11 protein-coding genes are annotated in these 13,297 nt (G+C 59.9%); 5 read left to right on the plus strand and 6 right to left on the minus strand.

Annotation, left to right across the window (positions count from 1 at the left end; translation table 11 throughout):
* The 5 genes from LJX92_RS11765 to gloB all read right to left on the minus strand — a co-directional run bounded on the left by LJX92_RS11765 (window position 1) and on the right by gloB (window position 7,216).
* Window positions 1-1,074: a microcin C ABC transporter permease YejB gene (locus LJX92_RS11765; protein ID WP_005788756.1), complete on the minus strand. Its 1,074-nt coding sequence runs from the start codon at window positions 1,072-1,074 to the stop codon at window positions 1-3.
* On the minus strand, window positions 1,075-2,913 hold the full coding sequence (locus LJX92_RS11770; protein WP_148853704.1) for an extracellular solute-binding protein: 1,839 nt from the start codon (window positions 2,911-2,913) through the stop codon (window positions 1,075-1,077).
* Window positions 2,910-4,739, minus strand: a complete 1,830-nt coding sequence (locus LJX92_RS11775) for an extracellular solute-binding protein (RefSeq protein WP_078821521.1) — start codon at window positions 4,737-4,739, stop codon at window positions 2,910-2,912. The genes LJX92_RS11770 and LJX92_RS11775 overlap by 4 nt, the downstream gene beginning before the upstream one ends.
* 210 nt (window positions 4,740-4,949) lie before the next feature.
* Window positions 4,950-6,350 (minus strand): transglycosylase SLT domain-containing protein, encoded by a 1,401-nt coding sequence (locus LJX92_RS11780; protein ID WP_005788751.1) that lies wholly within the window; start codon window positions 6,348-6,350, stop codon window positions 4,950-4,952.
* A gap of 98 nt (window positions 6,351-6,448) precedes the next feature.
* On the minus strand, window positions 6,449-7,216 hold the full coding sequence (gene gloB, locus LJX92_RS11785; RefSeq protein ID WP_228309799.1) for a hydroxyacylglutathione hydrolase: 768 nt from the start codon (window positions 7,214-7,216) through the stop codon (window positions 6,449-6,451).
* Between the two features lie 65 nt (window positions 7,217-7,281).
* Between gloB and LJX92_RS11790 the strand changes: the two genes are divergently transcribed.
* The 5 genes from LJX92_RS11790 to LJX92_RS11810 all read left to right on the plus strand — a co-directional run bounded on the left by LJX92_RS11790 (window position 7,282) and on the right by LJX92_RS11810 (window position 12,357).
* Window positions 7,282-8,040 (plus strand): class I SAM-dependent methyltransferase, encoded by a 759-nt coding sequence (locus LJX92_RS11790; RefSeq protein WP_032875979.1) that lies wholly within the window; start codon window positions 7,282-7,284, stop codon window positions 8,038-8,040.
* Window positions 8,041-8,125: 85 nt separating this feature from the next.
* On the plus strand, window positions 8,126-8,578 hold the full coding sequence (gene rnhA, locus LJX92_RS11795; RefSeq protein WP_003173571.1) for a ribonuclease HI: 453 nt from the start codon (window positions 8,126-8,128) through the stop codon (window positions 8,576-8,578).
* 84 nt (window positions 8,579-8,662) lie between these two features.
* Window positions 8,663-9,403, plus strand: coding sequence for a DNA polymerase III subunit epsilon (gene dnaQ / locus LJX92_RS11800; protein WP_164699548.1), 741 nt, complete (start codon window positions 8,663-8,665; stop codon window positions 9,401-9,403).
* A 105-nt stretch (window positions 9,404-9,508) separates the two neighbouring features.
* Window positions 9,509-11,764, plus strand: coding sequence for an Orn/Lys/Arg decarboxylase N-terminal domain-containing protein (locus LJX92_RS11805; protein ID WP_032875977.1), 2,256 nt, complete (start codon window positions 9,509-9,511; stop codon window positions 11,762-11,764).
* A 23-nt stretch (window positions 11,765-11,787) separates the two neighbouring features.
* Window positions 11,788-12,357 (plus strand): GNAT family N-acetyltransferase, encoded by a 570-nt coding sequence (locus tag LJX92_RS11810; RefSeq protein ID WP_032880978.1) that lies wholly within the window; start codon window positions 11,788-11,790, stop codon window positions 12,355-12,357.
* Window positions 12,358-12,365: 8 nt separating this feature from the next.
* Here LJX92_RS11810 and LJX92_RS11815 read toward each other — a convergent pair whose 3' ends face one another.
* Entirely contained in the window at window positions 12,366-13,274 is a 909-nt protein-coding gene (locus tag LJX92_RS11815) for a LysR substrate-binding domain-containing protein (protein ID WP_032875974.1), read from the minus strand.
* Between the last annotated feature and the right edge of the window lie 23 nt (window positions 13,275-13,297).

Below are 13,297 nucleotides of genomic sequence, written 5' to 3' on the forward strand. Positions count from 1 at the left end.
TCAATGCTCCCGGCTGGCGAAGTCGATACGCGGATCGACCAGGGTATAGGTGAGGTCACCGATCAGTTTCACGACCAGCCCCAGCAGGGTGAAGATAAACAGCGTGCCGAATACCACCGGATAGTCGCGGTTGATTGCCGCTTCAAAGCTCATCAGGCCCAGGCCGTCGAGGGAGAAGATCACCTCCACCAGCAGCGAGCCGGTAAAGAAGATGCCGATGAACGCCGAGGGGAAGCCGGCGATCACCAGCAGCATCGCATTACGGAACACGTGGCCGTAGAGCACGCGGTGGTTGGTCAGCCCTTTGGCCTTGGCAGTGACCACGTATTGCTTGTTGATCTCGTCGAGAAAGCTGTTCTTGGTCAGCAGGGTCATGGTCGCGAAGTTGCCGATCACCAGTGCGGTGACGGGCAAGGCCAAGTGCCAGAAGTAATCGAGGATCTTGCCGCCAACGCTCAACTCGTCGAAGTTGTTGGAGGTCAGCCCGCGCAAGGGGAACCAGTCGAAATAACTGCCGCCGGCAAACACCACGATCAGCAAGATCGCAAACAGGAACGCCGGAATCGCATAACCCACGATGATGGCCGAGCTGGTCCACACATCGAAGTGGCTGCCGTGTCGCGTGGCCTTGGCGATCCCCAGCGGAATCGACACCAGGTACATGATCAGGGTGCTCCATAACCCGAGAGAGATGGACACCGGCATCTTTTCCTTGATCAGGTCGATGACCTTGGCGTCACGAAAAAAACTGTCGCCAAAATCCAGCCGGGCGTAGTTCTTGACCATGATCCACAAGCGTTCCGGCGCCGACTTGTCGAAGCCGTACATCTTTTCGATTTCCTTGATCAGCGCCGGGTCCAGGCCCTGGGCGCCACGGTAGCTGGAGCCGGCCACCGCAACTTCGGCCCCGCCCCCGGCAATACGGCTGGTGGCGCCGTCGAAGCCTTCCAGCTTGGCGATCATCTGCTCCACCGGCCCGCCGGGGGCGGCCTGGATGATGACGAAATTGATCAGCAAAATCCCGAACAGCGTGGGAATGATCAGCAACAGGCGGCGAACAATATAGGCCAGCATTCAATCGCCTCCGCTCGCCGCATCGGCGTTTTGTGTGGTGTCCAGGGAGACCGCCGGTTTGACATCGGGTTTGGCCCACCAGGTGGCCGTGCCCACGTCGTAGCGTGGCGAGACCTTGGGATGACCCAAGTGGTCCCAGTACGCCACGCGGAAGGTCTTGATGTGCCAGTTGGGCACCACGTAGTAACCAAACTGGAGTACGCGGTCGAGCGCCCTGGCGTGGGCAATCAGGCTTTGGCGCGAGCCGGCATCGATCAGCTCTTCGACCAGTTGGTCAACGGCCGGATCCTTGAGGCCCATGTAGTTACGGCTGCCGGGTTTGTCGGCGCTGGACGACTTCCAGAATTCGCGCTGCTCGTTACCGGGCGAGGTGGACTGTGGGAAGCTGCCCACCAGCATGTCGAAATCCCGTGAGCGCAGGCGGTTGACGAACTGCGAGACATCCACTCGGCGAATCACCAGGTCGATGCCCAGGTCGGCCAGGTTGCGCTTGAACGGCAGCAGGATGCGTTCGAATTCGGTCTGGGCCAGCAGGAATTCAATAGTCACCGGTTTGCCGGTGCTGTCGACCATCTTGTCATCGACAATCTTCCAGCCGGCAGCTTGCAACAGCTGGTAAGCCTCGCGCTGCTGGGTGCGGATCATGCCGCTGCCATCGGTTTTGGAAGGTTCGAAGGCCTGAGTGAAGACTTCGGGCGGGATCTTGTCGCGCAAAGGCTCAAGGATCGCCAGTTCATCCGGGCCAGGTAAACCGGTGGCGGCCATTTCCGAGTTTTCGAAATAGCTGCGGGTTCGGGTGTACGCGCCGTTGAACAGCTGCTTGTTGCTCCATTCGAAATCCAGTAGCAGGCTGATCGCCTTGCGCACCCGCACATCCTGAAACATCGGCTTGCGCATATTGAACACAAAGCCCTGCATGCCGGTGGGGTTGCCGTTGGGGATTTCTTCCTTGATCAGTCGGCCCTGGGTCACCGCTGGAATGTTGTAGGCGTTGGCCCAGTTCTTTGCGCTGAACTCCAGCCAGTAATCGAATTGCCCGGCCTTCAAGGCTTCCAGGGACACGGTGCTGTCACGGTAGTAATCAGTGATGCGGGTGTCGAAATTGTAGAAGCCCTTGTTGACCGGCAGGTCCTTGGCCCAGTAGTCCTTGACCCGCTCGTAGCGAATCATGCGTCCGGGCTTGACCTCCGCCACCTGGTAAGGCCCGCTGCCCAGAGGAGCTTCCAGGTTGCCCTTGGAAAAGTCGCGGCTCGCCCACCAGTGCTTGGGCAGCACTGGCAACTGCCCGAGTATCAGCGGCAATTCGCGGTTGTTGGTGCGCTTGAACTTGAACAGCACACGCAACGGGTCTTCGGCCACGACTTCGTCGACATCGGCGTAGTAGTTGCGGTAAAGCGGGTTACCGTCCTTGATCAGGGTCTGGAAGGTAAACACCACGTCCTCGGCGCGCATCGGATGTCCATCGTGGAAGCGCGCTTCGGGGCGCAGGTAGAAACGCACCCAACTGTTGTCCGGGGCTTTTTCGATCTTGCCCGCCACCAGCCCGTATTCGGTAATGGGCTCGTCCAGGCTTTGCATGGCCAGGGTGTCGTAGATCAACGGCAGGTTATCCGCCGGCACGCCCTTGCTGATGTAGGGGTTGAGGCTGTCGAAGCCGCCCATGGCCGATTCGCGGAAGGTGCCGCCTTTGGGGGCGTCGGGGTTGACGTAGTCGAAATGCTTGAAGTCGGCGGGGTACTTGGGGGGCTCGTTGTAGAGGGTCAGCGCGTGTTGCGGGGCGGCTTGGGCCGAGGTGCACAGCAACAGGCTGGCGAGCAGGGTAGTACGCAAAGACATCATTGGGCTTTCTCCGAAGCTTTCAGCCACCACGCACTCAGGCCCAGGCTATAGGGCGGTGTGGTAACGAAGGCGAACCGGTTGCGGTACGCCAGGCGATGATAGTTGAGGTACCAGTTGGGAATGCTGTAGTGCTGCCACAGCAGCACGCGGTCCAGGGCGCGGCCGGCCGCCAGTTGTTCTTCTCGGGTCTGCGCCGCCAGCAGTTGATCCAACAGATGGTCGACCACCGGGTTGGCGATGCCGGCGTAGTTCTTGCTGCCTTTGATCGTGGCCTGGCTGGAGTGAAAGTACTGCCACTGCTCCAGACCCGGGCTTAGGGTCTGGTTGAGAGTCATCAGAATCATGTCGAAATCGAATTGATCGAGGCGCTGTTTGTACTGTGCCCGGTCGACGGTGCGCAACCGGGCGTCGATGCCGATGCGGGTCAGATTTTCGACATAAGGTTGCAGGATGCGCTCAAGGTTCGGGTTGACCAACAGGATCTCCAGGCGTAGCGGTTGCCCATCCTTGTTGAGCAGGCGTTGGCCCGACAGTTTCCAGCCGGCTTCGCCGAGCAGTGCCAGGGCGCGACGCAGCGTGTCGCGGGGGATACCGCGACCGTCGGTCTGCGGCAGGCTGAACGGCTGGGTAAACAGTGCGGCCGGCAGTTGGTCGCGATAGGGCGAGAGCATCAGCCACTCATGGCCCACGGGCAGGCCGGTGGCCGAGAATTCGCTGTTGGGGTAATAGCTCACCGAACGCTTGTAGGCGCTGCTGAACAGGGTGCGGTTGGTCCACTCGAAGTCGAACATCAACCCCAGGGCTTCGCGGACCTTGGCCTGGCTGAAGGCGGGCCGCCGGGTATTCATGAACAGGCCCTGGCTCTGGGTGGGGATCTGGTGGGCAATCTGCGCCTTGATCACATCGCCACGATTGACCGCCGGGAAGTTGTAGCCCGTGGCCCAGTTCTTGGCCTGATGCTCGATATAAATGTCGAATTCACCAGCCTTGAAGGCTTCAAAAGCCACGTCGCTGTCGCGATAGAACTCCACCTCGACCTTGTCGTAGTTGTAGAAGCCTCGGTTGACCGGCAGGTCCTTGCCCCAGTAATTCTTGACCCGTTCAAACACCAACTGCCGCCCAGGGGCGACCTTGGTGATGCGGTATGGCCCGCTGCCCAGCGGCGGCTCGAAGGTGGTGGCCTTGAAATCGCGGTTCTTCCAGTAGTGCAGGGGCAGCACCGGCAATTCGCCCAGGCGCAGGATCAGCAACGGGTTGCCCGCACGCTTGAATACAAAACGGATGCGGTGGCGGTTGAGAATATCGACCCGGGCCACTTCCTGCAGGCTCGTACGGTATTGCGGATGGCCTTCGGTCAACAGCGTGCGATAGGAAAACGCCACGTCTGCGGCGGTGATCGGCTTGCCGTCGTGAAAGCGCGCTTCGGGGCGCAGGTTGAACACCACCCAACTGCGGTCCTCGCTGTATTCCACCGACTGGGCAATCAGGCCATAGCTGGAAGTGGGCTCGTCGCCCGACGGCGCGTACTGGCCGGTGCCGACCATCAAGGGTTCGTTCAGCTCATTGACGCCGTATTGCAGGAAATTGCCGGTGGAAACCGGGCTGGTGCCCTTGAAGGTATAGGGGTTGAGCGTGTCGAACGTGCCAAAGGCCATAACCCGCAGCGTGCCGCCTTTGGGCGCTGCAGGGTTTACCCAATCGTAATGGGTGAATTTGGCCGGGTACTTGAGTGAGCCGAACTGCGCGTAACCGTGGCTCTCGGTAATCGTCGCGTTCGCAGCAAAGCTCAAGGCCAGACTTGTTAGTAGAAGGAGAGGACGCTTCAAGTCAGAGATCCGATCCAGGCGGCTTGGGCTTTATGATCGGTACAGTAACAGCTTGTTCCGGTTGGAAAAAGCCAGTTAGGGCGATGGCGATCCAATGTGGGAGGGGGCTTGCTCCCGATAGCGGCATGTCAGCCAATACATAGGCTGACTGACCCACTGCTATCGGGAGCAAGCCCCCTCCCACATTAGCCTCCGGTGTTCTTGAGGGCTTTATCTTGGCCCGGAAACCACCAGCATCTGCCCTGGCTTTAACGCCTGGCCGGTGCGCGGGTTCCAACGCTTGAGATGTTGCATCTCAACGTTGAAGCGCTTGGCGACCATGTACAACGAGTCGCCTTTCTTGACCTTGTACTGCACCGGTTTTTTCGCGACGGCCTTGCGGGTGTCCTGCATCACCAGGGTCTGGCCGACCTTGAGTGCCTGGCCGTTGAGCTTGTTCCAGCGTTGCAGGTCATGCACGTCGACCTTGTTGGCCTTGGCGATCAAGGTAAGGTTATCGCCACTGCGCACCTTGTAGCTGCGGGTACGCCCGGCCACCGACTTGGTCTCGACTTCGTCGAACACCGGCTTCTTGGGGCGCATGCTCAGCAATTCTTCCGGCTTCATCGTCGAAAGGGTGCTGGTGAGCAGCTGCGCCTTGGAGGTCGGCACCAGCAAATGCTGGGGGCCGTCCAGGGTGGTGCGTTGTTTCAGGGCCGGGTTGAGCTGGAACAGTTCGTCTTCGTCGATTTCGGCCAACGCGGCAACCCGTGACAGGTCCATGCTTTGCTTGACTTCAACCACTTCAAAATACGGCGTGTTGGCAATCGGGTTCAGGTTGACGCCGTAGGCCTCTGGCGCCAGAACCACCTGGGACAGGGCCAGGAACTTGGGCACATAGTCCTTGGTTTCCTGGGGCAGGGGCAGGTTCCAGTAATCGGTAGGCAGGCCGAGCTTTTCGTTGCGCTCGATCGCCCGGCTGACCGTACCTTCGCCGGCGTTATAAGCCGCCAATGCCAGCAGCCAGTCGCCGTTGAACATGTCATGCAGACGTGTCAGATAGTCCAGGGCGGCGGTGGTGGAGGCGGTAATGTCGCGGCGGCCGTCGTAGGCACGGGTCTGGCGCAGGTTGAAGTAGCGCCCGGTGGAGGGAATGAACTGCCACAAGCCGACCGCATCGCTGCGCGAATAAGCCATCGGGTTGTAGGCACTTTCAATCACTGGCAGCAGGGCCAGCTCCAGAGGCATGTTGCGTTCTTCAAGGCGTTCGACGATGTAATGAATGTAGAGGCTGCCGCGTTCACCGGCGTTCTCCAGAAAGGACGGGTTGCTGGCGAACCACAGACGCTGTTGCTCGATGCGTGGGTTGACGCCGACACCGTCCTGCAATTGAAAGCCCCGACGCATGCGTTCCCAGACATCCTGGGGTACTTCGGGGCTGGGCTTCTCTGATAGCCAAATAGGTTTTTGCTTGATCTTGGCAGCAAGATTGGGTTTGGGTTGCACGGTGGATTGTGCAGCGTAATTGGTCGATTGGCAGCCCGCCAGAGTTGCGGAAACGGCCACCGCCACGGCTTGAGCCAGGCGGGTCAATGCGTCTGAAGAAATGGATTTACGAATAGATGACGACATTGGCTGGAAGTAAGTTCCGGGCAAAAATGTCGGGCGATTCTAGAAAGCGCTTTGGTTCCGGTCAACCATTCAGAAATTACGTATCAGATTGCATCCTCTTAGAACTTATCTTTCCAAGCCCTCAAGCTAGCAAACACCTCGGCCCCAGAGCGGTTGTCGCGGCCATTCCGTTCGTCCGCTTTTTGTTTAACGGATGTTTCAGCGGTGCGCAAAAAGGGATTCGTGAGTTTTTCCAGCGCCAGGCTCGAAGGCAGCGTGATCTCGCCACGGGCGCGGAGTTGGGCAACATTTTCCACCCGTTCGGCGATATCGGTGTTGTCCGGTTCAACGGCCTGGGCAAACTTGAGGTTGCTTTGTGTGTATTCATGGGTGCAGTACACAAGTGTATCGGCAGGCAGGGCGGCCAGGCGCTGCAGGGAGGCATGCATCTGCTCCGGCGTCCCCTCGAACAGGCGGCCGCAACCGGCAGCGAACAGCGTATCGCCACACAACAACACGCCCTGGTGGTAAAAGGCGATATGCCCCAGCGTGTGCCCCGGCACGGCGTACACGTCGAAGTCCCAGCCCAGCACGTTGATGCGGTCATTGTCGTGCAGGGCTACATCCCGCGCCGGAATCTTTTCATTGGCCGGGCCGTAGACCTTGGCGCCGGTAATATTTTTCAGTTGCTCGACACCGCCCACATGATCATGGTGATGGTGGGTGACCAGAATGTCGCTGAGGGTCCACTCGGTGTTCTGCTTGAGCCAGGCCAGCACCGGCGCGGCATCGCCGGGGTCGACCACGGCGCAGCGCAGGGTGGAAGGGTCTTGTAACAACCAGATGTAGTTGTCGGTGAAGGCGGGTAGGGCACTGATCTGTATCATTCTTCGATTCGCCAAGCTGAACACATTGGTGCATCTTAGAACGTCTAGGCGAGTTGGAGAATGCAATGACTGATAAAGCGTTCGCCCAGGCCGATCCTGAGTGGCTGGCCCTGATCAGCGCGGCCCGCGAATGGTTGTCCGGGCCGATTGGACAATTTCTGCTGGACGAAGAGCGGCGTATGCTCGACGACGAGCTGGGCCGGTTCTTTGGCGGCTATCTGGTGCATTACGGCCCCTCTGCCCAGACGCCGCCTTCGGCGCCCCAGGTGCAACGCAATGTTCGCCTGGGCGCGCCGCTGCCGGGGGTGGAAATCGTCTGTGAGGAACAGGCCTGGCCCTTGAGCGAGCACGCCGCTGATGTGGTGGTGCTGCAGCATGGCCTGGATTTCTGCCTGTCGCCCCATGGGTTGCTGCGCGAAGCCGCGAGCAGCGTGCGCCCAGGTGGCCATTTGCTGATTGTCGGTATCAACCCCTGGAGCAGTTGGGGCTTGCGCCGTGTGTTCGCCCGTGATGGCCTGCGTCAGGCGCGCTGCATCTCGCCATCGCGGGTGGGAGACTGGCTGAACCTGCTGGGCTTTGCGCTGGAGAAACGTCGCTTCGGGTGCTATCGTCCGCCGCTTGCGACAGCCAAGTGGCAGGGCCGCCTGGCGGGCTGGGAACGCCGTGCGGGTGCCTGGCAATTATCCGGCGGCGGCTTCTATCTACTGGTAGCGCGCAAGATCGTGGTCGGGTTGCGGCCGGTGCGTCAGGTTGCGCGCCAGCCCATTGGCAAGCTCGTGCCGATGCCGATGGCCAAGGTCAACCGCAAGCAAAGCGAACGCTGAACCCTTTTTTGATTTCAGGCCGGTTTGTCCGGCCTCGGGATACTGTCGGTCGATTACCGCCAGCCCGTTTTGATGGATACAACCGATGACCGATAGCGTAGAACTCTTCACCGATGGCGCCTGCAAGGGCAATCCCGGCCCTGGCGGTTGGGGCGCCTTGCTGGTGTGCAAGGGCGTGGAGAAGGAACTGTGGGGCGGTGAAGCCAACACCACCAATAACCGCATGGAGCTGATGGGCGCTATTCGTGGCCTGGAAGAGCTCAAGCGGCGCTGCAACGTCTTGCTGGTGACCGACTCGCAATACGTGATGAAGGGCATCAACGAGTGGATGGTCAACTGGAAGAAGCGCGGTTGGAAGACGGCGGCCAAGGAGCCGGTCAAGAATGCTGACTTGTGGCAGTTGCTCGACGAGCAATGCAACCGTCACGACATCACCTGGAAATGGGTGCGTGGGCACATCGGCCACCCTGGCAACGAACGCGCCGACCAGTTGGCCAATCGTGGCGTGGATGAAGTGCGCGGCTACAAGCAGAGCTGAATCAGCTCACGTGTTAACATCGCGCCCTTTGATTCACCACATCACATTGCACACCACACCGTTGAGAGCTGAACCCTGATGGCCATCCGATCTGTTGTACTCGATACCGAAACCACCGGCATGCCGGTGACCGATGGTCACCGGATCATCGAAATCGGTTGCGTCGAACTGATGGGGCGCCGGCTGACCGGCCGCCACTTCCACGTTTACCTGCAACCGGACCGTGACAGTGACGAAGGCGCGATCGGCGTCCACGGCATCACCGATGAATTCCTCAAGGGCAAGCCACGCTTTGCCGAAGTCGCTGATGAGTTCTTCGAGTTCATCAACGGCGCCCAGTTGATCATCCATAACGCGGCGTTCGACATCGGCTTCATCAACAACGAATTTGCCCTGATGGGGCAGACGGACCGTGCGGACATTTCCCAGCACTGCACGATCCTCGATACCTTGATGATGGCCCGTGAGCGTCACCCGGGCCAACGCAACAGCCTCGATGCCTTGTGCAAGCGTTATGGTGTCGATAACTCCGGCCGTGAACTGCACGGCGCCTTGCTCGACTCCGAGATCCTGGCCGACGTTTACCTGACCATGACCGGCGGGCAAACCAGCCTGTCCCTGGCTGGTAATGCCTCTGATGGCAGCGGCTCGGCAGAAGGCTCCGGCAATCGCCCTTCGGAAATCCGCCGCCTGCCGGCCGATCGCAAGCCTACGCCGATCATCCGCGCCAGCGAGCAGGACCTGGCCGAGCACGTGGCGCGGCTGGAAGCGATTGCCAAGGCGGCGGGTGCGCCGGCGTTGTGGACTCAATTGACACAACAATAAGCACGGGGCAGTGCAGTTGATCTTGATGGGCTGCCAAATCTTCATTCGCCACATTCGCTTCCAGCTTCTACCCTGAGTGCAAAGCCCTCCGGAGTAAGAGCGCTCATGTACAAAGACCTCAAGTTCCCTATTCTTATCGTGCACCGTGACATCAAGGCCGACACCGTTGCCGGTGACCGGGTTCGAGGCATCGCCAGGGAGTTGGAACAAGAGGGCTTCAGTATATTTTCTGCGGTGGACTACGCCGAAGGGCGGTTGGTGGCTTCCACCCATCACGGTTTGGCGTGCATGTTGATCGCAGCAGAAGGCGCCGGGGAAAATACCCACCTGCTGCAAAACATGGTCGAGCTGATCCGCCTGGCGCGGGTGAGGGCACCCAACCTGCCGATCTTTGCCCTGGGTGAGCAAGTCACCCTGGAAAACGCGCCGGCCGATGCGATGAGCGAGCTTAACCAGCTACGCGGCATTCTTTATCTGTTCGAAGACACCGTACCGTTCCTGGCGCGCCAGGTCGCCCGCTCTGCACGCACTTACCTGGACGGCCTGTTACCGCCGTTCTTCAAGGCCTTGGTGCAGCACACCGCCGATTCCAATTATTCCTGGCACACCCCTGGCCATGGCGGTGGCGTGGCGTATCGTAAAAGCCCGGTGGGGCAGGCGTTTCACCAGTTCTTCGGGGAGAACACCCTGCGCTCGGACTTGTCTGTTTCTGTCCCTGAACTGGGCTCGCTGCTCGATCATACTGGGCCCCTGGCCGAAGCCGAGGCCCGCGCCGCGCGCAACTTTGGCGCCGACCATACGTTCTTCGTCATCAATGGCACCTCCACCGCCAACAAGATCGTCTGGCATTCCATGGTCGGTCGCGACGACCTGGTGTTGGTGGACCGCAACTGCCACAAATCGGTGTTGCACTCGATCATCATGACCGGCGCTATCCCGCTGTACCTGTGCCCGGAGCGCAACGAACTGGGGATCATCGGCCCGATCCCCCTGAGCGAATTCAGCCCCGAGTCAATCCGCGCCAAGATCGACGCCAGCCCGTTGGCATATGGCCGGCCACCCAAGGTGAAGCTGGCGGTGGTGACCAATTCCACCTACGACGGCCTGTGCTACAACGCCGAACTGATCAAGCAGCAATTGGGTAATAGCGTAGAGGTGCTGCACTTCGATGAAGCCTGGTATGCCTATGCGGCATTTCACGAGTTTTTCGCCGGGCGCTATGGCATGGGCACCTCGCGCACACCGGACAGCCCGCTGGTATTTACCACCCACTCCACCCACAAACTGCTGGCCGCATTCAGCCAGGCATCGATGATTCATGTGCAGGATGGCGGCGCACGGCAGCTGGACCGTGACCGTTTCAACGAAGCCTTCATGATGCACATCTCGACTTCACCGCAATACAGCATCATCGCTTCGCTGGATGTCGCTTCGGCGATGATGGAAGGCCCCGCCGGGCGCTCGCTGTTGCAGGAAATGTTCGACGAGGCCCTGAGTTTCCGCCGCGCGCTGGCCAATCTGCGCCAGCATATTGCTGCCGAGGATTGGTGGTTTTCGATCTGGCAGCCACAATCGGTGGCGGGTATCGACCGCGTTGCCACGGCGGACTGGCTATTGCATCCCCAGGATGATTGGCACGGCTTTGGCGATGTGGCTGAAGATTATGTCTTGCTGGACCCGATCAAAGTCACCCTGGTGATGCCTGGCCTCAATGCAGGTGGCGCCTTGAGCGATTGTGGGATTCCCGCCGCGGTGGTCAGCAAGTTTCTCTGGGAGCGCGGCCTGGTGGTGGAAAAAACCGGGCTTTATTCGTTCCTCGTGTTGTTTTCCATGGGGATCACCAAAGGCAAGTGGAGCACCTTGCTCACCGAGTTGCTGGAGTTCAAGCGCAGTTACGATGCCAACGTCAGCCTGGCCAGTTGTTTGCCCTCGGTGTACGCCCAGGGGCCGGTACGTTATCAGGGCTTGGGCCTGCGCGATCTTTGCGACCAGTTGCACAGCTGTTACCGTAGCAACGCCACCGCCAAGCATCTCAAGCGCATGTACACGGTATTGCCGCAGATAGCGATGAAACCCGCCGATGCCTACGACCAACTGGTCAGAGGCGAAGTTGAAGCGGTATCCATCGATGCCTTGCCAGGACGCGTCGCAGCCGTAATGCTGGTGCCTTATCCACCGGGCATTCCATTGATAATGCCCGGCGAGCGCTTTACTGAATCAACGCGGTCAATCATCGACTACCTGGCATTTGCCCGCACGTTCGATAGCAGTTTCCCCGGTTTTGTCGCCGATGTTCATGGGCTGCAACACGAAGATGACGGCAGTGGCCGTCGTTACACCGTCGATTGCATCAAGGGTTAAGAATGTTTATGCAGCAAGCTGTGATGAACCCGAAGTACCCAGGGCTCAGTGTGCGCGTCGCCGACGAAGGCTTCGACGCATACGTATGGGGCAATGACTTCAGCTTCGAGGTCAGCGCCTATGGCATACCGCAGATGGGCCAGCGCGTCGAGCAATGGCCGGTTGAGCGCGTCCTGACGTATCGCAAATGCTATGGCATCGACCCGGAAGAGTTCGCCAGCTTTCGCGATGCCGCCGACAGTGCGATCTTCATGGCCTACCTGGATGACCGTGCGGTAGGGCACATTGTGGTCAGCACCAACTGGAACGGTTTTGCGCATGTTGATGAGTTGGCCGTGGTGTTGCCGGCGCGACGCCATGGCGTGGCCAAGGCGCTGCTGGATGTGGCGCAGTTCTGGGCGCGCAAGAAAAACCTACCGGGCATGATGCTGGAAACCCAGAACAATAATCTGGGTGCCTGCCGCCTGTATGAGCGCTGCGGGTACGTGATGGGCGGGATAGACCAACTGCGTTATCGCGGGATTGATCCACAAACACGCGAGGTGGCGATTTTCTGGTATCGGTTGTTCAAGACCGAGGTGGAAGCAGTCTGAACTCGCTTCTACAAGGGTTTGGTGTCGTTGCAAGCCAGGCTTTCGGCTTTCTGGGTGACTATTTCCAGCAGCGCATTCAAGGCTGGTGATGTCGCACCGTCCTTCAGGGTCAGTGCATAGAGGCTGACCAGTATGGGGGGCGACACCGGGCATACATCCAGCCCGGCCTCCCTTGCACCAAAGGCGGTAAAGGGGTCGACAATCGCCAAGCCTTCTCCGGCCTCGACCATGCTGCGCATCATCTGGTACGTCTGCACCCGCGTTTGCACCACCGGCAGCGGGCGCAGGGCTTGCAGCTTGGCATCCAGCAGGCGGCTGAGCGGGTCATGCCCCTCAAGTCCGATCAGCGACTGCCCGGCCAGGTCTTGCAGCGCAATGTACTTCTGCCTGGGTTTGAGCCAGCCATGGGGCGCGAGCAATTGCAGCTTGCCCTGGGCCAGCACCGTGCTTTGGATTTGCGCATGTTCCGGGTCATGCAGGCTCAGGCCCACATCCGCTTCGTGCAGCAGCAGGCTCCTGACGATATCCCGGGTCGGCTGGCTCGACAGATTGCACGGCGTATCCTGGAAACGTCTGCGCAGCACGGCGATGCTGTGCGGCAACAGCTGGTTGGCCAGGGGCGGGGTGCAAAGGGCACGCAGGGTTGGAGCGTGATGGTGTTTCAAACGGCTGGCCAATCGCTGTACTGGCTCAAAGGCTTCGTACAGTTGGGCAATGTGCGTCTGCAACTCCAGCGTTTCCCGTGTTGCCTGGAGCCGACCGCGCACGCTGGCAAACAGCATGAACCCCAGCTGCAACTCGGCGTCCTTCAGGATTGCGTCTACTTCACCCACAGAGAGTTGCAACCATTCGGCGGCCGTGCCCAGGTGTCCGGTTTGCAAGATGGCCTGAATCACTTCGATATGACGTAAACGCATGGCCGGAGTCTATGTGCAGCGCG

Source organism: Pseudomonas sp. HN8-3 (genome assembly GCF_020790195.1).
Taxonomy (GTDB): Bacteria; Pseudomonadota; Gammaproteobacteria; order Pseudomonadales; family Pseudomonadaceae; genus Aquipseudomonas; species Aquipseudomonas synxantha_A.